The sequence below is a fragment of the Pseudomonas sp. LFS044 genome, from assembly GCF_047978245.1.
Lineage (GTDB): Bacteria > Pseudomonadota > Gammaproteobacteria > Pseudomonadales > Pseudomonadaceae > Aquipseudomonas.
In genome coordinates, this window is record NZ_JBFPFX010000011.1 from 1 (window position 1) to 23,143 (window position 23,143).

At 64.0% G+C, this 23,143-nt stretch carries 23 protein-coding genes and 1 pseudogene; 11 read left to right on the plus strand and 13 right to left on the minus strand.

Annotated elements, in window-relative coordinates; genetic code table 11:
• Positions 1 to 89: 89 nt before the first annotated feature.
• The 7 genes from ACNQPL_RS11520 to ACNQPL_RS11550 form a co-directional block, all read right to left on the minus strand.
• Positions 90 to 1,187, minus strand: a complete 1,098-nt coding sequence (locus ACNQPL_RS11520; protein WP_346615725.1) for a DUF1513 domain-containing protein — start codon at positions 1,185 to 1,187, stop codon at positions 90 to 92.
• Positions 1,188 to 1,189: 2 nt separating this feature from the next.
• Entirely contained in the window at positions 1,190 to 2,254 is a 1,065-nt protein-coding gene (locus ACNQPL_RS11525; protein ID WP_346615726.1) for an imelysin family protein, read from the minus strand.
• An 18-nt stretch (positions 2,255 to 2,272) separates the two neighbouring features.
• Positions 2,273 to 3,700, minus strand: coding sequence for a di-heme oxidoredictase family protein (locus ACNQPL_RS11530; protein ID WP_416466781.1), 1,428 nt, complete (start codon positions 3,698 to 3,700; stop codon positions 2,273 to 2,275).
• A gap of 376 nt (positions 3,701 to 4,076) precedes the next feature.
• The gene (locus ACNQPL_RS11535) at positions 4,077 to 5,414 is read right to left on the minus strand and encodes an imelysin family protein (protein ID WP_346614566.1); all 1,338 of its coding nucleotides are present in this window, start codon (positions 5,412 to 5,414) and stop codon (positions 4,077 to 4,079) included.
• A 148-nt stretch (positions 5,415 to 5,562) separates the two neighbouring features.
• The gene (locus tag ACNQPL_RS11540; RefSeq protein ID WP_346614565.1) at positions 5,563 to 7,614 is read right to left on the minus strand and encodes a putative bifunctional diguanylate cyclase/phosphodiesterase; all 2,052 of its coding nucleotides are present in this window, start codon (positions 7,612 to 7,614) and stop codon (positions 5,563 to 5,565) included.
• 255 nt (positions 7,615 to 7,869) lie between these two features.
• Positions 7,870 to 8,466: a superoxide dismutase gene (locus ACNQPL_RS11545; protein WP_346614564.1), complete on the minus strand. Its 597-nt coding sequence runs from the start codon at positions 8,464 to 8,466 to the stop codon at positions 7,870 to 7,872.
• A gap of 192 nt (positions 8,467 to 8,658) precedes the next feature.
• Positions 8,659 to 9,258, minus strand: a complete 600-nt coding sequence (locus ACNQPL_RS11550; RefSeq protein WP_346614563.1) for a LysE/ArgO family amino acid transporter — start codon at positions 9,256 to 9,258, stop codon at positions 8,659 to 8,661.
• A 100-nt stretch (positions 9,259 to 9,358) separates the two neighbouring features.
• Here ACNQPL_RS11550 and ACNQPL_RS11555 point away from each other — a divergent pair, with 100 nt between their 5' ends.
• The 3 genes from ACNQPL_RS11555 (at position 9,359) to ACNQPL_RS11565 (ending at position 12,203) form a co-directional block, all read left to right on the plus strand.
• Positions 9,359 to 10,249: a LysR family transcriptional regulator ArgP gene (locus tag ACNQPL_RS11555; RefSeq protein ID WP_416466782.1), complete on the plus strand. Its 891-nt coding sequence runs from the start codon at positions 9,359 to 9,361 to the stop codon at positions 10,247 to 10,249.
• A 46-nt stretch (positions 10,250 to 10,295) separates the two neighbouring features.
• Positions 10,296 to 11,291, plus strand: a complete 996-nt coding sequence (locus tag ACNQPL_RS11560) for an NAD-dependent epimerase/dehydratase family protein (RefSeq protein WP_416466783.1) — start codon at positions 10,296 to 10,298, stop codon at positions 11,289 to 11,291.
• An 87-nt stretch (positions 11,292 to 11,378) separates the two neighbouring features.
• Positions 11,379 to 12,203, plus strand: coding sequence for an ATPase (locus tag ACNQPL_RS11565; RefSeq protein WP_346614560.1), 825 nt, complete (start codon positions 11,379 to 11,381; stop codon positions 12,201 to 12,203).
• Positions 12,204 to 12,294: 91 nt separating this feature from the next.
• Here the strand turns inward: ACNQPL_RS11565 and ACNQPL_RS11570 are convergent, their stop codons facing one another.
• Both ACNQPL_RS11570 and ACNQPL_RS11575 read right to left on the minus strand, forming a co-directional pair.
• Positions 12,295 to 13,344, minus strand: a complete 1,050-nt coding sequence (locus tag ACNQPL_RS11570) for an alkene reductase (RefSeq protein ID WP_346614559.1) — start codon at positions 13,342 to 13,344, stop codon at positions 12,295 to 12,297.
• 17 nt (positions 13,345 to 13,361) lie between these two features.
• The gene (locus ACNQPL_RS11575; protein WP_346614558.1) at positions 13,362 to 13,664 is read right to left on the minus strand and encodes an ArsR/SmtB family transcription factor; all 303 of its coding nucleotides are present in this window, start codon (positions 13,662 to 13,664) and stop codon (positions 13,362 to 13,364) included.
• 151 nt (positions 13,665 to 13,815) lie between these two features.
• On the opposite strand from ACNQPL_RS11575, the gene ACNQPL_RS11580 reads away from it, so the two are divergent.
• Positions 13,816 to 14,397, plus strand: coding sequence for an ACP phosphodiesterase (locus ACNQPL_RS11580; protein WP_387525612.1), 582 nt, complete (start codon positions 13,816 to 13,818; stop codon positions 14,395 to 14,397).
• 57 nt (positions 14,398 to 14,454) lie between these two features.
• Here ACNQPL_RS11580 and ACNQPL_RS11585 read toward each other — a convergent pair whose 3' ends face one another.
• A complete protein-coding gene (locus tag ACNQPL_RS11585) occupies positions 14,455 to 15,243 on the minus strand; it encodes a lysophospholipid acyltransferase family protein (RefSeq protein ID WP_416466784.1) in 789 nt (262 codons plus the stop codon).
• On the minus strand, positions 15,243 to 15,998 hold the full coding sequence (olsB, locus tag ACNQPL_RS11590; protein WP_416466785.1) for an L-ornithine N(alpha)-acyltransferase: 756 nt from the start codon (positions 15,996 to 15,998) through the stop codon (positions 15,243 to 15,245). Before olsB ends, ACNQPL_RS11585 begins: the two co-directional genes overlap by 1 nt.
• A 148-nt stretch (positions 15,999 to 16,146) precedes the next feature.
• Here olsB and ACNQPL_RS11595 point away from each other — a divergent pair, with 148 nt between their 5' ends.
• From ACNQPL_RS11595 to ACNQPL_RS11620, 6 genes and pseudogenes are all read left to right on the plus strand, one after another.
• A complete protein-coding gene (locus ACNQPL_RS11595; protein WP_416466786.1) occupies positions 16,147 to 17,034 on the plus strand; it encodes an acyl-CoA dehydrogenase in 888 nt (295 codons plus the stop codon).
• Between the two features lie 47 nt (positions 17,035 to 17,081).
• Positions 17,082 to 18,161 carry a serine hydrolase domain-containing protein gene (locus ACNQPL_RS11600; protein WP_416466787.1) on the plus strand — a complete coding sequence of 360 codons (1,080 nt, stop codon included), beginning with the start codon at positions 17,082 to 17,084 and terminating at the stop codon, positions 18,159 to 18,161.
• Positions 18,158 to 18,454, plus strand: a pseudogene (locus ACNQPL_RS11605) (amidase). Before ACNQPL_RS11600 ends, ACNQPL_RS11605 begins: the two are co-directional and overlap by 4 nt.
• Before the next feature lie 44 nt (positions 18,455 to 18,498).
• Entirely contained in the window at positions 18,499 to 19,080 is a 582-nt protein-coding gene (locus ACNQPL_RS11610; RefSeq protein ID WP_416466788.1) for a YceI family protein, read from the plus strand.
• Position 19,081: 1 nt separating this feature from the next.
• Positions 19,082 to 20,239: a phosphatidylserine/phosphatidylglycerophosphate/cardiolipin synthase family protein gene (locus ACNQPL_RS11615; protein WP_346614550.1), complete on the plus strand. Its 1,158-nt coding sequence runs from the start codon at positions 19,082 to 19,084 to the stop codon at positions 20,237 to 20,239.
• 50 nt (positions 20,240 to 20,289) lie between these two features.
• Positions 20,290 to 20,868: a DJ-1/PfpI family protein gene (locus ACNQPL_RS11620; RefSeq protein ID WP_346614549.1), complete on the plus strand. Its 579-nt coding sequence runs from the start codon at positions 20,290 to 20,292 to the stop codon at positions 20,866 to 20,868.
• 18 nt (positions 20,869 to 20,886) lie between these two features.
• Here the strand turns inward: ACNQPL_RS11620 and ACNQPL_RS11625 are convergent, their stop codons facing one another.
• A complete protein-coding gene (locus ACNQPL_RS11625; RefSeq protein WP_416466790.1) occupies positions 20,887 to 21,285 on the minus strand; it encodes a nuclear transport factor 2 family protein in 399 nt (132 codons plus the stop codon).
• A 115-nt stretch (positions 21,286 to 21,400) separates the two neighbouring features.
• On the opposite strand from ACNQPL_RS11625, the gene ACNQPL_RS11630 reads away from it, so the two are divergent.
• Positions 21,401 to 21,991, plus strand: a complete 591-nt coding sequence (locus tag ACNQPL_RS11630) for a GNAT family N-acetyltransferase (RefSeq protein ID WP_416466791.1) — start codon at positions 21,401 to 21,403, stop codon at positions 21,989 to 21,991.
• 108 nt (positions 21,992 to 22,099) lie between these two features.
• On the opposite strand, the gene ACNQPL_RS11635 is transcribed toward ACNQPL_RS11630, so the two are convergent.
• Entirely contained in the window at positions 22,100 to 23,068 is a 969-nt protein-coding gene (locus ACNQPL_RS11635) for a hypothetical protein (RefSeq protein WP_416466792.1), read from the minus strand.
• Positions 23,069 to 23,143 lie beyond the last annotated feature (75 nt).

Here is a 23,143-nt window from a genome sequence, read left to right on the forward strand (position 1 = left end):
CCCACAGGTACAGCGCATGCCTTCAGGCCGGTGGTGTACCTGTAGGAGCCGGCTTGCCGGCGATAGGGCCGGTACAGGCGGCCCGAGTGTCAGACCAGGTGCAGATGGTTGTCCCAGAACCCGGACGGCAGCTCCATCGGCTGGCCGATCAGTTCTTGCTTGCGGCAATCATAGAAGCGGCAGCGCCCCTGCCCGGAAGTCACCACAAAGCCGTCCTTCACTGCGCCAACCCCCGCACAATCCGGCATCGGCGCATCGAGCTTCACCGCGCCACTGTCCAGGTCCCAGACAAACAGGCGATTGGCCCGCGGTGCGGTCAGTGCGACCAGGCGCAGGTCGCTGTGGATGGCAACGCTGGCAGTGTATTGCGCCATCGACTGCAATTGCCGCTCCGGTACCGGGAAGGCCTTGAAGGGCTCGCCCGGGCGCTTGATCGCCAGCAGCTCGGCTGTTTCATCGGCAGCGCCCATGAACTGCTGGCAGGCGGCGATGGTGCCGTCGCTACCCACGGCCAAGTGGCGCACGCTGTTCATCTGCTGAGCCAGGGTTTCCTTGCTCAGCAGCGTGCCGTCGCGCTGCATCAGCACCAAGCTTGGCTGCATGGCGTTGAGGTTCATTTCGACCCGGCTCTCGGCCTCGGTGCGGATCCCGCCGTTGGCCACGATCAGGGTTTCGCCATCCGGCAGCCATGCCACTTCATGCGGGCCGATGCCGTGGGTAGGAATCTCGCCGGTGTGCACCAGGCGTTCGCCTTCGAAGCGGTACACACCGAGCACGCCACGGCCTGGGTCGGTGGTGTCGTTCTCGGTGGCATACAGCCACTCACCGCCTTTATGGATTACCGCATGGCCGTAGAAGTGCCGGTCTGGCTGCGAGCTGACAGTCTGCAGCAGGCGCCCGTCGCGCAGGTCGACCAGGTAACTTTCGGTACCGGGGCGGCGGGCGACGAACAGGGCGATCGGCAGTTCGGGGTGGTTGATGATGGCGTGGCAACGCTGGGCCACCTGGGTGCTGAACACCTGGGTGCCGTCCAGGCGGAACCCGACCGCATAGTGCTTGCCGTCGCCATCGTCACGCGCCGACAGCAGCAAGGGTTCGCTGCCTTTGTTGCGGAACAGGCTCCAGCCCCCCAGGGTCAGGGCGCTGAGCAATACGCTACCGAGTTTGATGGCCTGGCGTCGCAGCATGATCAGTCACCGTCGTTGGCATTGAAGCCCAGCTGGATGTTCAACGCCTTGGCCAGTTCGCCTTCGTGCAGGCGGTGGACGACGTTGAGGCTGTCGTAGATCTGGTTGAGGGTTTGCTGGCCGGCGTCATCGGCCAGCAGCTCGCCCAGCGTCTTCTGGTTGTCGGCCAGCAGTTTCAGCGAGGTAGCGTAGGCGTCGTCGATCTTCTGCGCCAGGGCTTTCTGGTCGCTGCCCAGCAGGCCGCGCAGGCCCTGGTTGTCGACCCCTACCCAGACCGCCTGGGCAGCCTTGAGGGTGGCTTCCAGGCTCTTGATCGACGAATGGCTGCGCCAGGCTTCGGCCTGCAGCGGCTGCGGGATGCCCTTGCTCTGGCGGCCCATCGGCGCGCCAAGCTTCTTCTTCAGGGTATCCAGGGCAGTCACCTGGGAGCGCAGCAGGTCGGCGATGGCCTCGTGCGAGTCGGCGTAGCGCTGGTTGGGGAACTTGGTCATCTGCGAGAGCATGCCGTCGGTGCTGTTCCAGCCCTTGAGAATCTCTTCGGCCAGGGCTTTCTGGTGTTCACCGATGGCGACCAGCAGCGGGCAGTAGCGGGCTTTCTGCTCGGCAGTGGCGATGTCCGGCTTGCTGTCGAACAGGATGTACTCGTATGCCGAAAGGCCGCGTACCACGACGCTGGCTTTGCCCAGCGCGGCGGCGTCGACCGGCTTGTCACCGTTCACCAGCTGCTCGACCTGGCGGCCGACCAGGTTTTTCTTGTCGGGCCAGAACTGTACCTGCCAGGCGCGGTTGCCCTCGGCCAGCGGGCCGACCAGCAGCGGCTGCAGTTCAGCCCAGGCTTTTTGCGCGTTGAGGAAGTCGGCGCGGGCGGTGTCCAGGCTTTCCTTGCCTTCGCAGTAGGCCAGGGCGCTGACGGCCAGCTGACGGTCGGCTTCGACCCAGCGGCTGTAGGTCGGCAGGATCACCTGCTTGGCGATGGCGGCGGAGGTCACCGCCTGCGGGTCCTGCGGCGAGCAGGCACCGAGGGCGAGTGCGGCGAGGCTGGTGAACAACAGTTTGGGTCGGAACATGCCCGGCTCCTTGCGCGTTTAAAGTGAGTTCAGAAACGCCAGCAGCGCGGCGCGCTGCTCGGCATTGAAGGTCAATACATGGTCGCGCGCCGCCTGTGCTTCGCCGCCGTGCCAGAGCACGGCTTCGAGCAGGTTGCGGGCGCGGCCATCATGCAGATACTGGGTGTGGCCACTGACCGTTTCGGTCAGGCCGATGCCCCACAGCGGTGGCGTACGCCAATCCTGGCCATTGGCGGCGAATTCGGTGCGCTCATCGGCCAGGCCCGGGCCCATGTCGTGCAGCAGCAGGTCGCTGTAGGGGCGGATCACCTGGCCGGCCAGCTCGGGCTCGGTGGTGTCGGCGGCGGTGGTGAACTGTGGCGTGTGGCAGCCCTGGCAGCCGGCCTTGAAGAACAGGTTCTTGCCGGCCAGCACCTGCGGTGCGCCGACATCGCGCCGGGCGGGTACGCCGAGGTTGCGGGTATAGAAGGTCACCAGGCGCAGAATGTTGTCGCTGACTTCCTTTTCGCCGTCGGCGCCGTCGCCATTGGGTGCGGCCAGGCAGTCGCGCTGCGCCGCGGTGCAATCGTCCTTGGGCTGCAGGGTGCTGGTCAGGCCCATGTCACCGTTGAAGGCATGCACATTCTGCTGGTTGACGTTGGGCTGCCCGGCCTTCCAGCCGAAGCGGCCGACCACGGTGGTGCCCTGGGCGTCGTCCCAGACCCGGTTGGCCCGCCCGCGAATGCCGTCGCGGTTGCGATCGTCCGGGTCTTCGTTGGCGAGGATGTCGGCTTCGGGGATGGCTTCGAGCAGGCCCAGGCCGATCATCGGCGGGGCCACGCGCGCAGAGAAGCGCGTGTCGGGGTGCATCGGGCCGTAGCCGAGCTGGGTGATCTGCAGGTTCGGGCGGCGCAGTTCGACCTCGTGGCCATCCTTGAAGGCAACGGTTTGGTTGCTGTAGCTCACGCGTACCTTGCCTTCGGGTGCGACGCCGGGGACGGCCATGTCCTGCAGTTGGGTGCCGTAGACCGGCTCTGGGACCACGCCCAGGCGCTCGATCTCCTTGGCCAGGTAAGGCTGGTCGGGGATCGACAGGCGCACCAGCATCGACACGGCATTGCTGGCGCCTGGCTCTGGCGGATGGCCACGGCCATCGCGCACGTGGCAGTTCTGGCAGGCGTTGGTGTTGAACAGCGGGCCGAGCCCATCACGCGCGGTGGTGGTGGATGGCGCGATTACCCAAGGGTTGCGAAAGAAGCTGTTGCCGACGGCAAAGTCCAGGCGCCGCTCGGGCGACAGGTTGGCCGACGGCAGTGAAAAGGCGTTGCGGTCGCTGCGCTGGACGGTCGCCTGGCCACCGGACAGCGCTTCGCCGGGCTCGGCCTGGGTGAAACGCGGGGCGTCGTCACAGGCGGCGAGGGCGAGGGCCAGCAGCAGAGGGGAGAGTCGGGACAGCGACAAGGACATGCAAAATCCTGGGCGTGGGCGAAAAACCGGCGTGCAAGCTTAGCAAAGTGGGGGAGTTTGAATAAGAGCAATTTGCAATTGCTGGATGAAATCGGTGTCATTACCGGCCCCAACGGCGGCAATCCGTCTTTCATAGAACAAACGCTAGCTTACTGATTTGGCGGGGATCCTGTAGGAGCGGCTTCAGCCGCGAACACCGGCGAAGCCGGTGCCATCCACCGCGGCGCCTCCTTCGCGGCTTTGTTCTCTGCGCGACAACGCAGCCCGAAAGGCTGGGTAATCTCCCACAGTTACTCCCCGGTGCTCACGGCCGAAGGCGCCCGGGCAGAAAAAAGGCGACCCGAAGGTCGCCTCTTTCAGCACACCATGTTGCCAATCAGAACTCGTGATCGGCCGTGTCCGGGCTCAGGTTGGCAATGCCCAGCTTGCCCGCAGCCTGCTCGATCGCACCGGTCTGCTTGACCAGGGAGGCGATGGCATCACGCACGATCTGGTTGCCGGCCGCATTGTCGGCAGCGATCAGCTGGTCGTAGTGCTCGCCTTTGAGCGCGTGGTCGACGATCACCTGGATCTTCGCCTCGGTGGCTTCCAGGTCGGCCTTGAGGGTCGCGTCGGCGGCCGGGTCGGCCTTGGCCACCAGGGACGACAGGCTTGGGCCGGTCAGTTTGCTGCCGTCGGCGCGGGTGTACTCGCCCAAATAGACGTTGCGGATGCCCTTGGCGTCGTAGAAGTGCGAGTAGTGGGTGTTGTCGCTGAAGCAGTCCTGCTCGTCTTCCGGCGAGTTGGCTTCCAGCGAGACCTTCATGCGCTCGCCGGCCAGTTCGCCCAGCGACAGGCTGCCCATGCCGAACAGCATCTTGCGCAGGCCGTCGTTGACCGGCTCGGCTTCCAGGGTGGCGCGGTAGTTGTCGGCGACGTTCGGTGCCCAGTTGCCGACCATCTCTTCGAGGTCTTTGACCAGCAGCTCGGTGACCGACTTCAGGTAGGCGCGGCGGCGGTCGTTGTGGCCGCCGGTGGCACCTTTGCCTTCGAGGTAGTCGGAGGCTGGGCGGTTGCCCGCGCCAGGGCCGGTGCCGTTGAGGTCCTGGCCCCAGAGCAGGAACTCGATGGCGTGGTAGCCCGTGGCGACGTTGGCTTCGGAACCGCCCAGCTCGTTCAGGCTGGCCAGTTTCTCAGGGGTGATGTCCTTGACGTCGATTTTTTCTTCGCCCACCTGAATCTCGGTGTTGGCGATGATGTTGGCGCCGGCGGCCGGGTTGCCCAGGGCGTGCTCGTAGCTCTTGTCGACGTAGTCGATCAGGCCCTCGTCCAGGGGCCAGGCGTTCACCTGGCCTTCCCAGTCGTCGATGATGGTGTTGCCGAAGCGGAAGGCTTCGCTCTGCAGGTAAGGTACACGTGCGGCGGCCCAGGCAGCCTTGGCGGCTTTCAGGGTGTCGTCGTTGGGGGTTGCCAGGAACGCGTCGATGGCGGTCTGCAGGGTCTTGGCGGTGCTCAGCGAGTCGCTGTACACGGCGTAGACCATGTCGGCGTAATGCTTGACCACGGCCTTGCCGGCCGCTTCGTCGACAGCCCCGGGCGCCGCAGCGGTGGTGCTGGCGGCAGCAGGTGCCTGAGCTTGCGGAGCGGCAGCCTTGTCGTCCTTGCCTTCACCGCAACCGGCGAGAGCGATGGCGATGGCCAGCAGACTGGCGGAGGCCAGAGGCATTCGAATCATTATTGGTTTCCCTGCGTCGTGTGGTTGGACAGTGCGGCGTGGCACGTAAAACCGCCACATCATGCGAAAGATTTGCATTTGCTGTAAAGGGGCGACGGCGCAATTCATGTAAATGCAGGTCACGGCTTGTAACCCGCAACGGCAGGGGTCAGAAGGCGGAAACCTGATTGCGCTGCGCCTGGCGCAGGTAACTGGTCAGCTCGCGCGCCGACAGCGGCTTGCTGTAGTGGTAACCCTGACCTTCGTGGCAGCCCTGGGCGATGATGTAGGTTTCCTGTTCGGCGGTTTCCACGCCTTCGGCGATCACCTGCATGCCCAGGCTTTTGCCCAGCTGGATGATCGCCCGCACGATGGTGGCATCGTCGTCGTCGTCGAGCAGGTCCTGGACGAAGCTCTTGTCGATCTTGATCTTGTCCAGCGGCAGCGACTTCAGGTAACTCAGCGACGAGTAGCCGGTACCGAAGTCGTCGATGGCGATCATCGCCCCTGAGCGGCGCAGGCTCAGCAGGTGTTGCGCGGCGGTGCTGATGTCCTCCATCAGGCCGGTCTCGGTCACTTCCAGCTCCAGGCTGCGCGGGGGCAGGCGGTACGCCTGCAGCAGGTTGTTGACCACTCGCGGCAGTTCGTTGTGGTGCAACTGCACGGTGGACAGGTTGACCGCCATGCGCAGTTCGCTGAAGCCCAGGTCGTGCCATTCGCGCAGTTGCCGGCAGGCCTGGTCGAGCACCCATTCGCCGATGGTAATGATGTAGCCGTTCTGTTCGGCCAGCGGGATGAACTGGTCCGGCGGCACCATGCCCAGCTCCGGGTGCTGCCAGCGCAGCAACGCCTCGACCCCCACCACACGGTGGTCGCGGTAGCTGATCTGCGGCTGGTAGACGAGGTACAGCTGGTTGCGCGGCAGGGCTTCGCGCAGGTCCTTTTCCAGCTCGCGGCGGCGGCGCATCTCGCTATCGACGCTGGCGATGTAGAACTGGTAACGGTTGCGCGAGCGAGCTTTGGCCAGGGTCATGGTCTGCTCGGCCTTTTGCAGCAGCTTCTCGGTGCTGTCGCCGTCTTCGGGGAACAGGGTGATGCCGATGGTGGCGCGCAGGCGGATCTGCTGGTGGCCGAGGCCGAATGGCGCTTCCAGGTCGTCGAGGATGCTCTGGGCCAGCTCCGCGGCTTCGTAGGGCTGTTCGATGTTGGCCTGGACCAGGGCGAACTGATCGCCGCCCAGTCGCGCCAACGCGCCCAACCGGCCACTGTGGGCGCGCAGGCGGTCGGCCAAGGCCAGCAGCAACTGGTCGCCGACCTGGTAGCTGAACTGCTCGTTGATGCCTTTGAAATCGTCCAGCCCCACGCACAACACGGCGACGCGGTGCTGCAGCCGGCCGCCATCGACCAGGATCTTGTCCAACTGCGCCTGCAACTGCTGGCGGTTCGGCAGGCCGGTGAGAAAGTCATACTGGGCCATGCGCTGCAGGCTGTTCTCGGCTTCGTGGCGCAGGTGAGTATTGCGCTCGATCGAGGCCAGCAGCTGGTTGGCGGTGTTCACCCAGATGCCCAGCTCGTTCTTCTCATGGCCTTTGAGCAGGGGGATCTGGTGCTGGCTGGGGCGGTCGGGGTTGATCTGGGTGAGGTGCTCGATGATCTTCGACAGCGGCTTGGTCAGCAGCCAGTGGTAGACCAGGTACAGCACCAGGCCCATGGCCAGGGCGCGCAGCACGCCGGAAATGAAAATGATGATGGCGTTGACCAGAAAGCCTTCACCGTAGGCGGCCGTATCGAGGGTAATGCTCAGGTCACCGTAATACTCACTGTACGGGCCGCGGCCGACCAGCTGGGTGGTGTAGGTGCGTTCCTGGCCGAGGATCAGGTCGGTCAGCCAGCGCATGGGCGAGTCCTGCAGCGGGCGGGACTTTTCTGCCAGCATGGTTTCGTTGGGGTGGCCGATCGAGGCCTGGCGTACCGATTCATCCTGGAACAGGCCTTCCATCACCTGCATGCCCATTTCCCGGTCGAGGCTGTAGACCGCCTGGGTTGATGGGTCGCGGAACATGTCGAGGATGCGCTGGGCGTCATTGTTGACGGCCTGGCGGGTCTTGTAGGTGTCGTAGACGATCTGCGCGCAGCTGAGGACAACGCCGACCGCCAGCGCCGACAGGAGCACGACCCTGAGCAACTTGACCGATAAGCTGTTCCGCAATTCCAGCTTCAATGGGGTTTCCTTAATCCATGCGCATGGCATCATTTTGCCATTAACGTTGGCAATACACTATCGGCCGGTAGGGCTGTCCTGAGCAGTGTATCGGTTGCCTGACCCTGCAACTTGAGCGCGCTTAGCGAACTTCCAGACGTTTGATGTTAGCGCGCTATACGGGGTGAGCAAGAGGTGCGCGGAAAACTGTCGATTGGCCCCTTGAGGCATAAAAAAACCCGGCACATGGCCGGGTTTTGTTCAGGGCGTGAGTCATCAGGCCTTGAAGGTCTTGCCTTCGAACTGTTCGGCAACGAAGGCCCAGTTGACCAGGTTCCAGAATGCCTCGACGTACTTCGGACGCAGGTTGCGGTAGTCGATGTAGTAGGCGTGTTCCCAGACGTCGCAGGTCAGCAGCGGGGTGTCGCCGCTGGTCAGCGGGCAGCCGGCGCCAATGGTGCTGGCCAGGGCCAGGGAGCCGTCGGCTTTCTTCACCAGCCAGCCCCAGCCGGAACCGAAAGTGCCAACCGAAGTCTTGGTGAACTCTTCCTTGAACTTGTCGAAGGAACCGAACGCGGCGTTGATGGCTTCAGCCAGGGCACCGGTAGGCTGGCCACCGCCGTTTGGCGACAGGCAGTTCCAGTAGAAGGTGTGGTTCCAGACTTGAGCGGCGTTGTTGAAGATGCCGCCCGAAGAGCTCTTGACGATCTCTTCCAGGCTCTTGCCTTCGAATTCGGTGCCTGGGACCAGGTTGTTCAGGTTCACGACATAGGTGTTGTGGTGCTTGTCGTGGTGATACTCCAGGGTTTCCTTGGAGATGTGCGGCTGCAGGGCATCGTGGGCGTACGGCAGCGGCGGCAATTCAAAAGCCATGGTGGATCTCCTGATTCAGGTCTAGTTCGCGGTTTGCGCAGGGCCGATCACGGGCGGCCCTATGTGCGTCGGCGAGTTTGTACTCTTTGCGACGCAAGGGCTGGATCATAGCACCAGCCCCGGCGCATAACCACGCAACAAAGATAGGGAATAGAGGTTCCAGAGCGCTTGGCCGGCGCCGACGGGTGGGCGTCAATTGAAGATCAGCTGCGCCGCCACGGCGAACATCATCACCGCCACCATCAGGTCGAGCATCCTCCAGGTCGCCGGGCGGGCCAGCCAGGGCGCGAGCCACGCGGCACCGATCGCCAAGGTCGAAAACCACACCAGCGATGCACTGGCGGCCCCGGCCACATACGCCCCGGGCACGGTCTGCTGGGCACCGAGCGAACCGATCAGCAGCACGGTGTCGAGGTAGACATGCGGGTTGAGCAGGGTGACCGCCAGGGCGCTGAGCAGCACCGCACGGCGCGAGCGCATGCCTTGGCCTTGCTGGTGCTGCAGGCTCTGTTTGGAACAGGCGCTGCGCAGTGCCTTGGCGCCGTACCAGATCAGAAACACTGCGCCACCCCAGCGGGCGACCGCCAGCAAGGTCGGGTTATGCGCCAGCACCGTTGCCAGGCCGAACACCCCGGCAGCTACCAGCAGGGCGTCACAGACGATGCACAGCGCCGCCACCGGCAGGTGATGCTCACGGCGCAGGCTCTGTGCCAAAACAAAGGCGTTCTGTGCGCCGATGGCCATGATCAGGCCGAAGGCCACCAGCATGCCGTTTAGATAGCTTTGCCACATGGCAGGCTCCAGGGAAGGTTCAGAAGAAGATGCTGGCTATTGTGATGCTCTGCGCTGTATAAGAAAAACAAATAAAGCTGATCCCTCATTAGGAAAATCGATGTTCGACTACAAGCTGCTGGCTGCCCTTGCGGCGGTCATCGAGCAAGGTGGGTTCGAGCGGGCCGCGCAGGTACTCGGGCTTTCGCAATCGGCAATCTCGCAACGTATCAAGTTGCTCGAAGCGCGGGTTGGCCAGCCAGTACTGGTGCGCGCCACGCCACCGAGCCCCACCGAGGTCGGCCGGCAGTTGCTCAACCATGTGCAGCAGGTGCGGTTGCTTGAGCGCGACCTGCAGCGCCAGGTGCCGGCCCTGGACGAGGAGGGCCTGCCGGAGCGCCTGCGCATCGCCCTCAACGCCGACAGCCTGGCCACCTGGTGGGCGGCCGCGGTGGGCACGTTCTGCGCCGAGCAGCAGGTGCTCACCGACCTGGTGGTGGAAGACCAGGAAGTCGGCCTCAAACGCATGCGCGCTGGCGAGGTGGCGGCCTGCCTGTGCGGCAGCGAGCGGCCGGTGGCCGGTGCCCGCAGCCTGCCGCTTGGCGCCATGCGCTATCGGGCGCTGGCCAGCCCGGCGTTCATGGCGCGGTATTTTCCGCAGGGGTTCGATGCCAAGCGCCTGGCGCGTACACCGGCCATCGTGTATGGCCCGGATGATTTCCTGCAGCACCGTTACCTGGCGTCGCTGGGCATCGATGGCGGTTTCCTGCACCACCTGTGCCCGTCGTCCGAAGGCTTTTTGCGCATGACTGAAGCAGGCCTGGGCTGGGGCTTGGTGCCGGAGCTACAGGCCCGTGAACAGTTGGCGGATGGCAAACTGGTGGAAATATGTGCCGATACCCCTATCGATGTGCCGCTGTACTGGCATCATTGGCGCAATGGCGGGCATCTGCTCGCGCAACTGACCGAACACTTGCGGCACACGGCACGGCATTGGCTGGTGCCGTTGTAAAGGTGGCCGGCGTCTGTTGCATCTGAAATCTGAGGCGGGGTGTTACATGCAAATTCTGGTCACTGGCGCGAGCGGCTTCATTGGCGGGCGCTTTGCGCGCTTTGCCCTGGAGCAGGGCCTGGACGTGCGGGTCAGCGGCCGGCGCGCCGAGGGGGTCGAGCACCTGGTCAAGCGCGGCGCGCAATTCATCCCTGGCGACCTGGGTGACGCCGAACTGGCCCGGCGCCTGTGCCAGGGCGTCGATGCCGTGGTGCACTGCGCGGGTGCGGTGGGCAACTGGGGGCGCTATCAGGATTTCCACCAGGGCAATGTGGTGGTTACCGAGAACGTGGTCGAAGGGTGCCTGAAGGAGCACGTGCGCCGCCTGGTGCACCTGTCGTCGCCGTCGATCTACTTCAATGGCCGCTCACGCCTGGATATCCGCGAGGACCAGGTGCCACGGCGTTTTCACGATCACTATGGGCAGACCAAGTACCTCGCCGAACAAAAGGTATTCGGTGCCCAGGAGTTCGGCCTGGAAGTGCTGGCGCTGCGCCCGCGCTTCGTTACTGGTGCCGGCGATGCCAGTATCTTCCCGCGGCTGATGCAGATCCAGCGCAAGGGCCGTGTGGCGATCATCGGCAACGGCCTGAACAAGGTCGATTTCACCAGCGTGCACAACCTCAACGAGGCGCTGCTCAGCGCGCTGTTCGCTGAGGAACGTGCCTTGGGCCAGGCCTACAACATCAGCAACGGCCAGCCGTTGCCGTTATGGGACGTGGTCAACTACGTGATGCGCCAGATGCACCTGCCCCAGGTGACCCGCTACCGCTCCTACGGCCTGGCCTACAGCATGGCGGCGCTGAACGAGGCGGCCTGCATGCTCTGGCCCGGGCGACCGCAGCCGACCCTGTCGCGCCTGGGGATGCAGGTGATGAGCCGCGATTTCACCCTGGACATCAGCCGTGCCCGGCAGTACCTGGACTACCAGCCCAAGGTCAGCGTGTGGACAGCACTGGATGAATTTTGCGGTTGGTGGAAGCACCAGCCACTTGGCCAGTGAACCTGGGGCAGGGATGATGGTCATCAGTGCGCCGCGCGAGCGGTTTATACTCATGCCTTTTTGCTACTACCGCGGTTGAACCTACCCATGCGCAACGATGCCCACGACGATTTCGATGATGTGCCAGCTCTGCGGGCCGGTACCCCTGATGATGACGAACTGTTGCCGGCGCACGTGTCGCGCAGCCGGCAGAAGGCCGTCAGGCCCGCCAGCACCGGCCCTTTGTGGGCGCTGCTGGGCGCCGCTTTCATAGCCTTGGCCGGGCTTGGCTGGTGGAGCTTCCAGCAGATTTCGCTGATGGAGCAGCAACTGGTTGCCACCCAGGAAAGTTTTGCACGCATCAGCGAAGAAGCGGCGGGGCGCCTGCAGGCCATCAGCGGCAAGGTCGATGCCAGTGAGTCCTCGACCAGCACCGGCAGCGAGGCCCTGAAGCTGCAGATCCGCCAGCTGCAGGCCAGCCTGGCCGAGCAGGGCAAGCAACAGCAGGGCGTGGTCGGGCAGACAGGGGATCTGGGCAAGCGCCTGGAACAGGTGTTGGCCGATACGCGCGAGCAGCAAAAAGTTGTGACTGAACTGCAGACTCAGCTGCAGGCGCAGTTGAAGGCGGTGAACGGCGAACTGGCGGCGTTGAAGTCAGGCCAGGTGGATGGCGGCAAGCTGGACGGGCAGCTCAAGAGCCTGAGTGACGAGGTGGCGGCGCTGAAGAAGCAAGGCAACCAGAAAGCGGCCATCGAGAGCCTGGAACAGGACATGCTGGTGTTGAAGAGCCAGGCGGACAACCGCCCAGCTGCGGCGGCCGGTGGTGCTTCAGTGCAGGAATTCGATGCGTTCCGTGGGCAGACCACGCGTAACTTCAATACGCTGCAGAGCCAGATCCAGAACCTGCAGCAGCAGATCAACGCCCGGCCTTGAGGCCGCAGGGGAGGGCTTTGCCCTCCTTACGCGACACCAGGTCGCGCCTACAGATGACCGCGAGCGTCTACAGGCATGGCCGGGTGTTCGATCACAGCCGTGGGTAGTCGATGTACCCCACCGGCCCTTTGGCGTAGAAGGTTTCCGGATGGGCCTGGTTCAATGGTGCATCGGCCGCCAGCCGGGCCGGCAGGTCCGGGTTTGCAATGAACGGCACGCCAAATGCCACCGCATCCGCCTTGCCACTGGCCAATGCAGCGTTGGCGCTGGCTTTGTCGAACCGTTCGTTGACGATGTACGGGCCACCGAACGCTGCCTTGATCAGCGGACCGATGCTGTCGTCGGCCTCTTTCTCCCGCGAACAGATGAACGCGATGCCGCGCTTGCCCAGTTCCTGCGCCACATAGGTGAAGGTTTCGGCACGGTTGGCGTCGCCCATGTCATGGGAGTCGGCACGCGGCGCCAGGTGCACGCCCACACGGCCTGCGCCCCAAACCTCGATGGCCGCGTCGGTCACTTCCAGCAGCAGGCGTGCACGGTTCTCCAGCGAGCCACCATAGCGGTCGGTACGCTGGTTGGTGCTGCTCTGCAGGAACTGGTCGAGCAGATAGCCGTTGGCACCATGGATCTCCACGCCGTCGAAGCCGGCGGCCTTGGCATTCTCGGCGCCACTGCGGTAAGCCTCGACGATGTCGGCGATTTCTTCGCTTTCCAGGGCGCGCGGGGTCGGGTACTCGGTGATCGGGCGCACCAGGCTGACATGGCCCTTGGGCTGGATGGCGCTGGGTGCCACAGGCAACTCGCCATTCAGGTAGCTGGGGTGCGAGATGCGGCCAACGTGCCACAGCTGCAGGAAGATCCGCCCGCCAGCGCCATGCACGGCCTTGGTGACATTGTTCCAGCCGCGGACTTGCTGGTCGTTCCAGATGCCAGGCGTGTCCGGGTAGCCGACACCCATGGCGGTAACCGACGTCGCTTCGCTGAGAATCAGCCCGGCGCTGGCGCGCTGCACGTAATACTCGGCCATCAGCGCGTTGGGCACCCGGCCTTCATCGGCGCGGCAGCGGGTCAGCGGGGCCATGATGATGCGGTTGGGCAGTTGCACGTCACCCAGTGTGATCGGATCGAAAAGCGTGGTCATAACGGTTACCTGCCTTGTCAAAGTGCTTGGCGCAGTTGTTCGAGGAACGCTTGAATGGTGGCTTCGTTGCGTTTGAAGAAGTGCCACTGGCCGACCTTCTGGCTGTTGATCAACCCGGCGCGCTGCAAGGTGGCCAGGTGGGCAGAGACGGTCGACTGCGACAGGCCGCAGCGCTGGTCGATCTGCCCGGCACACACGCCGTTTTCGGTGCTGTGATGCTGGGCGGGGAAGTGCGCTGCAGGGTCTTTCAGCCAGTTGAGGATTTCTCGTCGGACCGGGTGGGCCAGGGCTTTTATTATTTCGTCGAGATCAAGAGGCATGATGTGGGCTCATGGTGTAGCGGTATATCGCGATAGGACGAAATATAGATCGGTCCTTCACGATATAGAAATATGAAGTGGTTCTGAGCTGATCACGAATCGCTATATCGCGTTATAACGATATACGCAGGCGCAGTGCTAGACTGCGCTCATGAACTACCTCGCACACCTGCACCTTGGCGGCCCCGCGCCGCAACAACTGCTCGGCAGCCTGTATGGCGATTTCGTCAAAGGCTCGCTGGAAGGGCGTTTTCCGCCCGCGCTGGAGGCGGCGATCCGCCTGCACCGGCACATCGACAGCTACACCGATCGTCACCCGCTGGTGCTGGCGGCACTGGCGCGTTTTCCGCGCGAGCGGCGGCGCTTTGCCGGGATCGTGCTGGATGTGTTCTTCGATCATTGCCTGGCGCGGCATTGGGGCGACTATGCCGAACAGCCGCTGGAGCAATTCACCGGGTCGTTTTACCGCGTGTTGCTGGCAGAGCCTGAATTGCCAGGCAGGTTGGCGCGGATTGCGCCGTTCATGGCGGCAGATGACTGGCTGGGGGCGTATGGCGACTTCGCTACGCTTGAGCAGGTGTTCAATGGCATTGGCCGGCGCTTGTCGCGGCCAGAGGGCATGGTGGGGGTGATGGGCGAGCTGGAGCGGTTGTATGAGCCGTTGCTGGCGGATTTTCGCGAGTTTTATCCGCAACTGCAGGTGTTTGCCACTGAGCAGAGGTCGGCGGGCTAGACCCCAGCGTGTAGGAGCGGGCTTGCCCGCGAAGAGCCCGCCCAGACACTGGAAATCTCAAGCCGCCCGCGCCTGCCGGCGCCGCCCCCCCTCGACCTCTTCAACCCCGAACAACGCCGTTTGAATGGCCTGCTGTGCCTGAAGCGCCAACATCGCGCGCTCCTTGCCGGCGCTGCTGATCGGCTGCAACAGGTGAATGCAGACTTCGCCCCGCGGCTCGGCAAACAGCCGCATCAGGTGTGACACCAGGTCATCGTCACCAATGAACGGCGCAATCGGGTCAGCCTCGCCATTGCGCAGGTATTGAATGGCCACCGGCTGCACCGCTGCGCCCTGATCGATGGCACCGGCCAGCAAGCGCCCATGAAAGGTGCGCACCTGGCGCCCGTCGGTGGTGGTGCCTTCGGGGAAGATCAACAACGGCCGGGCATCACCCAGTTGTTCGCTTATCTGTTCGCGCAAGCGCTGGCTGTCGCCGCCGCCGCGGCGGATGAACAGCGTGCCCGCCTTCTCCGCCAGCCAGCCGGCCACCGGCCAGTGGCGCACCTCAGCCTTGGACAGGAACGACAGCGGCCGCAGCATGCCGAGTAGCGGGATATCGGCCCAGGACACGTGGTTGCTGACCCACAGCATGGGCCGCTTGGGCAGCTCGCCAATCACCTGCACCTCGAAGGGCAGGGCGGCGACCAGGCGTTTCATGAACAAGCACGCCCAGCGTTGACGGCGTTCGAGGGGGGCGTTGACGCCCAGGCGCTCGCCGACGGCGATCACGCTGGCCATGAGCATGCCGAACAGCAGCACCAGCAACAGCCTGGCAAGGCGGGCGACCACCCGCAGCCTGGGCATCAGACCGCCGCCTTGAAGTGGCGGGCGTAGCGCGGGCAGAGGTCGTCGCGCTTGAGCAGGATGAACACGTCGGCAACCTGGAAGTCCTTGTCCCAACACGGCTCGCCACAAATCTTCGCACCCAGGCGCATGTACGCCTTGAGCAACGGCGGCATCTCGGCGATGACGTTGGTGGGCAGGGCCAGGGTTGGCAGCGGGTTTTTTGGTTCGGCGCGCAGGTGCTCGGTGCACAGGTAGCGCTCGCGCAGGCGTTGCATGATGGCGTGGGCCTGGACGCCGCCATCCTGCATGGGGATGCTCGCGCAGCCCATCAGGTAGCTGTAGCGGCCCTCGTTGAGTACTTCGGCCAGTTCGCCCCAGAGCACGGCGATGGTGCCACCGTTACGGTAAGCGGGGGCCACGCAGGTGCGGCCGAGTTCGAGTATCGGGCCTTGCAGTTGCAGCAGGCCGTGCAGGCTGAACTCTTCTTCGCTGTAGAAACGCCCCAGGCTGCTGGCAGCCTGGTGGTCGAGCAGGCGGGTGGTGGCGACCAGTTCGCCGGTGCTCAGGTCGCGTACGCCGATGTGCTGGCAGTGGACGTCATAGTCATCCATGTCCAGGCCCTGTTCGGCGCCTTTGAGCTTGGCCTTGAATTCTGCGCTGAACACGTTGAAGCGCAGGGCCTGTGCTTCCTTCAGGGCTGCGGCCCCGACCAGGCGTTCGGCTTGCAGACGGCGTTCAGTGCTGTTGTCGCCAGAGCGAGCGATCCGAGTCATTGCGAGTCTCCATAAGCCAGCCATGAAGGGTTGCGGCCGGTCGGCTTTGTTGTGCAAAGTCAGCCTAGGTAGGCGCGGTGTCACCCCTGTGAATCTTTGGTGATGCTTGCGTGACACCCCCGACAAGCGCCTATCAAAGGAGCGCCCCATGGCTTGGCTACAACGACTCAACGACCCCCTCCGCCAGCCCCTGGCCGGCACCCTGGGCGAGACCTATGCCGCGCAGCTCGAGCACCTCGGCGCCGTCGCGCCCTTCGAGCTGGCGGTGTTGGGCGGGCGCGCCATGGCCACGCCGGGCCTCGCCTTTCTGATCGGCTACCAGGCGGCCCTGCGTGCGCTCTGGCCCAGCGCGCCGGCCAGCCTCGGCGCGCTGTGCGCCACCGAGCGGCGCAGCGTGCGCCCGGCGGACATGCAGACACGCCTGGAGGGTTTGCGCCTCACCGGCAGCAAGGATTTCGTCACCGCCGGGCTCGACGCCGAATGGCTGCTGGTGGCGGCGCGCAGCGAAGGGCAGGGTGAAGCGCCACGGCTCAACTTGGCGGTGGTGTATCCGGGAGAGGCGGGTGTGACCCTCGAGGCATTGCCGACCCTGCCACTGATGCCTGAGGTGGGCCATGGTCGGCTGCTGCTGCAGCACGCTGCCTGCGAGCTGTTGGCGGGGGACGGCTGGGACGCCTACGTCAGGCCGTTCCGCTCGCTCGAAGACTTGTATGTGCTCGCAGCCATGACCGCCTGGCTGTATGGCGTGGGGCAGGAGTGTGACTGGCCGCAGCCGCTGCGATTGCGTCTGATCGCTTTGCTGGCGGGCTGTGCCGAGGCCAGCCGCCAGTGTGCCGACAGCGTCGGTTGTCATTTGCTGCTGGGCGGGTTGTTTGCGCAGTTTGAGGAGCTGAAAGGGGCCATCGACAAGGCGCTGATGGCGGGGCCGGAGCAGTGGGCGCAGCTTTGGCAGCGCGATCAGGGGGTCATGGCGCTGGCTACCGCTGCCCGGGAAAAACGCCTGGCAAAAGCCTGGAGCGCCGCCGGATTGTCATGAGCGTTTGCCAGGATTGAGGGCACTATTGAAATTTGGGGGCGCTCACCATGAAGGCATGCTTGCTGGCCCTGGCGTTGGCCGTCAGCTCGGCCAGGGCAGGGAGCTGGCCGATACCGGACTGGCAGGTCGACCCCGTCAGCGTCGATTGGCAGGCCGTCGACAGCTATGCCTTCCCCGAACGCAGCGCCAGCCAGCGCAACGGTATCCGCAGTGACGCCCTGCTGATCATCCGTGATGGCCGCATCCTGCATGAGCGCTACGTCGCCCCCACCACCGCGAGCACTGCCCACCTCACCTGGTCGGTGAGCAAGAGTGTGCTGGCCACGGTACTGGGTGTGGCTCAGGGCGAGGGACGCTTCCAGCTGCACGACCCCGTAGCACGCTTTTACCCGCCGATGCAGGCGCACCCCGATGTGCGCCTGGCCGATCTGCTGCACTGGGCCAGTGGCCTGGCGTGGCAGGAGGACTACGAATACGCGCCGGTGAAATCCTCGGTGGTCGCCATGCTCTACACCCGTGGGCGCAACGACATGGCAGGCTATACCGCCGCGCAACGTGCTACGCAAAAACCCGGCCAGCAATTTCTCTATTCCAGTGGCGACAGCAATATCCTGGCCGCCGCGTTGCGCGGCATGCTCGCAGCCGACGCCTATGCCGAATATCCCTGGCAGGCCCTGTTCACGCCGCTGGGTATCGACAGCGCCGTCTGGGAGCGTGACGCCAGCGGCACCTTTGTCGGTTCCTCCTACCTTTACCTCAAGGCGCGCGACCTGGCGCGTATCGGCCTGTTGATGCAGCGTGAAGGGCGCTGGCGTGAACGGCAGGTGCTGCCGGCGAGCTGGGTCAGCTTCAACCGTACGCCGTTCAGCCAGGCGCGGCCCACGCCCGGCCAGGCCAACCCAGGCGGCCACTGGTGGCTGAACCTGCCACTGGCGGGCAGCGGGCTGCCTTGGCCCGATGCGCCGGCGGACACCTATGCCGCCCTCGGCCACTGGGGCCAGGCGCTGTACATACTGCCCAGACACAGGCTGGTCATCGTCCGCTACGGCGATGATCGCGACGGTAGCTACAGCCATAACGAATTGCTCAAGCGCGTGCTGGCGGCGTTGCCCAAGGAGGGCGCATGAAGCGCCTTGCATGGCTGGTGGCTGTTGCCTTGCTGGGGTGGGCCTAGCTCGAGCGCCAGGCATTGGCGGATTTTCCGGGCATCCTTTCGGCCTATTCGGTCAAGGAGTATTGCTCGTGCCGGTTTGTCATGGGCTTCGACCAGGCGTATTGCCGGGGTTATGTGAAGCAGTGGCTGCCCTTGAGCTCGCTGGAGGAGGACCGCCAGCAGCGCCTGGTCAGGGCCGCCGGCCTGGGCCAGCACAATGCGGCGGCGTGGCAGTCTGCCCAGGCCGGCTGCCGCTTGCTGCCATGAAGGCGGGCGGGTAAGGTTGGCGGTCTGGTTTCACGAGATCTGTCATGTTCAAGCTGCCGCGTCTTTTGCCCGCTCTACTGCTGGCTTTATGCCTGCCCGCCCACGCCAATTGGCACCTCGATGGCGAGTCTTCACGCCTGTCATTCATCACCGGCAAGAACGGCGATACGGCCGAGGTCCATCGTTTTCTGGTGCTGCATGGCAGCGTCGACCGCAAAGGCATGGCGGGGCTGCGTATCGAGATGGACTCGGTAAGCAGCGGTATTCCGCTGCGTGACGAGCGCATGCGTGACGACCTGTTCGAAGTCGCCCGCTTTGCCGAGGCGACGGTCAAGGCCCAGCTCGACCTGCGACCGATCAACGACCTCGCCGATGGTGCACAGATTGAATTGCGCCTGCCGCTGACCGTCACCCTGCACGGCCAGTCGCACAGCTACAACGTCTTGCTGCTGGCCACCCGCCTGGATGCACGGCGCTTCCAGGTGGTAACGCTCGAACCATTGATATTGCGCGCCCAGGACTTCGGCCTGCTGCCCGGCCTGGAAACCTTGCGCACGTTCGCCAAGCTCAAGTCCATCAACCCGACGGTACCGGTCAATGCGGTGCTGATCTTCAACGCGCGCTGACATGCCGGGGCCGGTCTTCCCCTGGCGGGATGGCAATCAGTTCGAGCTGCTGGTCGACGGGCCTGAATTCTTTCCGCGTATGCTGCAGGGCATCGAGCACGCGCAGACGCAAGTTGACCTGGAGCTGTACCTGGTCGAGGCCGGTGCCTGCGCCGAGGCGGTGGTCGAGGCGCTGGAGCAGACAGCCAGGCGCGGTGTGCGCGTGCGTTGCCTGTTCGATGATTATGGCTCGCTTGCTTTCAATTCGGCCTTGCGCCAACGCCTGCTGGACGCCGGCGTGCACCTGCGCTGGTACAACCGCCTGCGCTGGCGCCGCGGCCTGCGCAACCTGTACCGCGACCATCGCAAGTTGCTGCTGGTGGACGAGCGTTGGGCGGTGGTCGGCGGTACCGGTGTCACCGACGAGTTCTGGACGCCGGGTGAGGCGACCAGCGAGTGGCACGAGGTGATGGTGCAGATGCAGGGCCCGGTGGTGGGCGACTGGCAACTGCTGTTCGATCGCCAGTGGCAGGCCAACAACCGCCGCACCGCCTGGCGCCCGCCTGAAGGATTCGGCCTGCCACGCCTGCCGAGGATCCCGGCGCAAGGGCAGGGCATGGGCCGTGTAGCCTATGCCGACGCCCGCCAGCACCGGGACATCCTGCATTCGCTGGTGCGTGCGCTCAACAGCGGCAAGCAACGCGTGTGGTTGGCCACGCCGTATTTTCTGCCGACCTGGAGCGTGCGCCGTTCATTGCGCCGGGCTGCGGGCAAAGGCGTCGACGTGCGCCTGCTGCTCACCGGCCCACGCACCGACCACCCTTCGGTGCGTTATGCGGGCCACCGTTACTACCCCCGATTGCTGCGCGCGGGTGTGCGGATCTATGAATACCAGCCATGCTTCCTGCACCTGAAGATGGCGCTGGTGGACGACTGGGTCAGCGTCGGTTCGTGCAATTTCGACCACTGGAACCTGCGCTTCAACCTGGAGGCCAACGTCGAGGCGCTGGACCCGCCGCTGACGGCAGCCGTCAGGGCCAGCTTCGAACGGGACTTCGCCTTGAGCGAAGAAGTCGACCTTGACCACTGGAACGCCCGGCCGTTGTGGCGCCGGGTCAAGCAGCGGGTATGGGGCTGGCTGGACCGGCTGGTGGTCAACCTGCTCGACCGTCGCGACTGAAGCAGACTATCGTGCAATGGCTGTTCCCTATCACCGAAGGAGTGGATGCGATGACGGCGAAGAAGATTCTCATGCTGGTGGGCGACTACGTCGAGGACTACGAGGCGATGGTGCCGTTCCAGGCCTTGACCATGGTTGGCCATACGGTACACGCGGTGTGCCCGGAGAAAATCGCCGGGCAGACCGTGCGCACGGCAATCCATGATTTCGAGGGCGAGCAGACCTACAGCGAGAAGCCTGGGCACAACTTTGCGTTGAACCATGACTTCGTCCAGGTCCGGCCCGAAAGTTACGACGCGTTGCTCATCCCGGGTGGGCGGGCGCCAGAATACCTGCGCCTGGATGAGCGGGTGCTGGCGCTGGTCAGGGCCTTCGACCAGGCGGGCAAGCCGATTGCGGCGGTGTGCCATGGGGCGCAACTGCTGGCGGCGGCCGGGGTGCTGGAAGGGCGCGAATGCAGTGCGTACCCGGCGTGTGCACCGGAGGTGCGGCTGGCCGGCGGGACGTTCATCGACATCGCGGTGGACCAGGCGCATGTCGATGGCAACCTGGTGACGGCGCCAGCGTGGCCGGCGCATCCTGCCTGGTTGGCGGCTTTCCTGAAGGTGCTTGGGACGCGTATCGCCTGATCTACTCGGCCCGTGGTGTCACTCCACTTGCTCGACCCAGTCATTGAGGTTGTAGTAATTGGTCACCCGGGCAATCTTCCCGCAGTGGATGTAGAAGAACGCCCCCGCCGGCAGCACATAGGTCTGCCCATTGGCGGCCGGCAAACCTTCGTCATCGGCCACATATTCGCCATGCACGGTGAACTCCGCCGCCGCCCGGCTGCCATCGGCGTTCTGCATCACCACGATGTCGGCCAGGCGCTCGCGGTAGCAGCGGTTCATCTTGCCCATGAATGCAGCGAACTTCGCCTTGCCCATCTGCCGCTCGCCTTGGTTGATGTCATGGATCACGTCCTCGCTGAGCAAGGCCAGAAAGCTCGGCATGTCACCGGCATTGAAGGCGGCGTAGTAAGCATTTACCAGTTCGGTAGCGGTCATGGAACAATACCTGTCGTGTAGGGAAAAGGCGCAGCGTTGGTTCGGATGATAGGGTTTCCCCTCAAGCCCGGCTTAGCCGAGCGCGTCATCCACATCGACAAAACGACCGCCAAGCATGGAAATCCGCCTGTTGCACGGCGCCGCTATCGCGCCTTACATCGATGACCTCGCTCGCCTGCGCCTTGCTGTACTGAGCGAGTTTCCCTACTTGTACGACGGCAACCCGGACTACGACGCCGACTACCTGGCCAGCTTTGTCCATTCCGCGCGCAGCCTGGTTGTGTTGGCCCTGGACGATGGCCGGGTGGTCGGAGCCTCGACCGCCTTGCCGCTGATGGATGGCACCCCCGCGTTCCGTCAGTTGTTCAGGGCTCAGGGTCGCGACCCTGCCAGCGTCTATTTCTTTGGGGAGTCGCTTGTGCTGCCGCAGTACCGTGGGCAGGGCCTGGGGGTGCGCTTTTTTATCGAGCGTGAATCCTATGCGCACACGCTTGCCGAGTTCGATTACTGCGTTTTCTGCGCCGTCGAGCGACCCGGCGCGCACCCCAGGCGCCCCCCCGACTACAAGCCCTTGCAGGGTTTCTGGCGCAACCGGGGTTTTCTGCACGAACCGTCGTTGCGCACCACCTGTGCCTGGCGAGACCTGGGTGAACAAGCAGCGTCCGAGAAGATCATGTCGTTTTGGCTGAAAGAGCTGATGACATGAAAAGGTCGGCAGCGCGGCGCTACCGGGGGCAATCGGCCAGGCTCCGTGTACCCAACATTGGCAGGGGATCAGAGGCACGCCCCAGCTGACGGTTTTCAGCCCCAGGTTTCATACCTCGTTTTCGCCGACATGGTATTTCAGCGCGTGGCCGCCATCGCTGACGAGAAACTCGACGTAGTACTCGTTGCCGTGCTGGTCAAGTAGCAACCACGCACTGGGGGCCTCATTGAGCGAGTTGTAATGCCTTACGTAAAAGCGCCTGTAGTACTGATGAATGATCATGTGGTTGGGTCGTTCTACAAACGCTTCGCCTGAATCAGGGGAGATCGCTTCGAAGTCGTCCCCCACGCCCAGGGCTGTCACTTTCGATTCCTGGCTGTAGTCGTTGGTCAGCTCGAATGAGATAAGGGCGTCGTCATGATTGTGCCGCTCATAGAAAGGTGTGTTCGAAGGCGTCACCAGTGCGGTGCTCTCGACCAGGATGAGCTTGGGATCGGCAAAACCAAAGTAGCTGACCGTCTCTTTGACCTCGTCGTCCCAGTGGCTATTCGCATTGGGCGACTTGTAGGTGAAGGAGGCGCCCGGTTCAAGGTGGAACGCCTTGTCATGCGGGGGCGGTGGTGTGATGGACTCAATGACCACCGATGAGACGAAGGGGCTGGTGTTGGTTATGGCGTAACTGCTCTCATCCTTGAACATCATTGCGTAGATCTGGGTGAGCGTACCGCCAGGGCGTTTGGATGTGACGTAGAAGATACGGCGAATGCTGTTTGCGGTTTTTTCGGTGAGCGCGCTGGGGACGCCCCCGTACGCAGCATGATAAACAAACCGCTTATCTCGCTCCTTGTACGCGAACAGGTCGGGGTGATCCAGCAGGCGGGGTTCGCCGTCTTCATCAATCAGCACCAGCGACAGGCTATCGAGGCTCTCCTCGCTGATGGTTTCCCCTTTGCGCGGCTCCAGGGTGACAGTCACCTCGACTTGCTGCCGGCCATTGGCATACAGGCGGTTGGAGCTGGAGGTGATATCAAGGCGAAAGCGGGTGAGCCAATGATTGTCGATCTTTAAGGCGTTCATTTCGAGACACTCTTTGATGGAGGAGTGTCCAGTGAAATGGATTCTGATCGCTGCCTGACGGTATATAAATGAATC

Coding starts and splice junctions, on each gene's coding strand:
- ACNQPL_RS11565 (WP_346614560.1), top strand. CDS start 11,379: ATGCGCAACGATGCCCACGACGATTTCGATGATGTGCCAGCTCTGCGG.
- ACNQPL_RS11525 (WP_346615726.1), bottom strand. CDS start 2,254: ATGTTCCGACCCAAACTGTTGTTCACCAGCCTCGCCGCACTCGCCCTC.
- ACNQPL_RS11530 (WP_416466781.1), bottom strand. CDS start 3,700: ATGTCCTTGTCGCTGTCCCGACTCTCCCCTCTGCTGCTGGCCCTCGCC.
- ACNQPL_RS11550 (WP_346614563.1), bottom strand. CDS start 9,258: ATGTGGCAAAGCTATCTAAACGGCATGCTGGTGGCCTTCGGCCTGATC.
- ACNQPL_RS11635 (WP_416466792.1), bottom strand. CDS start 23,068: ATGAACGCCTTAAAGATCGACAATCATTGGCTCACCCGCTTTCGCCTT.
- ACNQPL_RS11560 (WP_416466783.1), top strand. CDS start 10,296: ATGCAAATTCTGGTCACTGGCGCGAGCGGCTTCATTGGCGGGCGCTTT.
- ACNQPL_RS11610 (WP_416466788.1), top strand. CDS start 18,499: ATGTTCAAGCTGCCGCGTCTTTTGCCCGCTCTACTGCTGGCTTTATGC.
- ACNQPL_RS11600 (WP_416466787.1), top strand. CDS start 17,082: ATGAAGGCATGCTTGCTGGCCCTGGCGTTGGCCGTCAGCTCGGCCAGG.
- ACNQPL_RS11615 (WP_346614550.1), top strand. CDS start 19,082: ATGCCGGGGCCGGTCTTCCCCTGGCGGGATGGCAATCAGTTCGAGCTG.
- ACNQPL_RS11535 (WP_346614566.1), bottom strand. CDS start 5,414: ATGATTCGAATGCCTCTGGCCTCCGCCAGTCTGCTGGCCATCGCCATC.
- ACNQPL_RS11625 (WP_416466790.1), bottom strand. CDS start 21,285: ATGACCGCTACCGAACTGGTAAATGCTTACTACGCCGCCTTCAATGCC.
- ACNQPL_RS11585 (WP_416466784.1), bottom strand. CDS start 15,243: ATGCCCAGGCTGCGGGTGGTCGCCCGCCTTGCCAGGCTGTTGCTGGTG.
- ACNQPL_RS11555 (WP_416466782.1), top strand. CDS start 9,359: ATGTTCGACTACAAGCTGCTGGCTGCCCTTGCGGCGGTCATCGAGCAA.
- ACNQPL_RS11595 (WP_416466786.1), top strand. CDS start 16,147: ATGGCTTGGCTACAACGACTCAACGACCCCCTCCGCCAGCCCCTGGCC.
- ACNQPL_RS11630 (WP_416466791.1), top strand. CDS start 21,401: ATGGAAATCCGCCTGTTGCACGGCGCCGCTATCGCGCCTTACATCGAT.
- ACNQPL_RS11520 (WP_346615725.1), bottom strand. CDS start 1,187: ATGCTGCGACGCCAGGCCATCAAACTCGGTAGCGTATTGCTCAGCGCC.
- ACNQPL_RS11545 (WP_346614564.1), bottom strand. CDS start 8,466: ATGGCTTTTGAATTGCCGCCGCTGCCGTACGCCCACGATGCCCTGCAG.
- ACNQPL_RS11580 (WP_387525612.1), top strand. CDS start 13,816: ATGAACTACCTCGCACACCTGCACCTTGGCGGCCCCGCGCCGCAACAA.
- olsB (WP_416466785.1), bottom strand. CDS start 15,998: ATGACTCGGATCGCTCGCTCTGGCGACAACAGCACTGAACGCCGTCTG.
- ACNQPL_RS11575 (WP_346614558.1), bottom strand. CDS start 13,664: ATGCCTCTTGATCTCGACGAAATAATAAAAGCCCTGGCCCACCCGGTC.
- ACNQPL_RS11570 (WP_346614559.1), bottom strand. CDS start 13,344: ATGACCACGCTTTTCGATCCGATCACACTGGGTGACGTGCAACTGCCC.
- ACNQPL_RS11620 (WP_346614549.1), top strand. CDS start 20,290: ATGACGGCGAAGAAGATTCTCATGCTGGTGGGCGACTACGTCGAGGAC.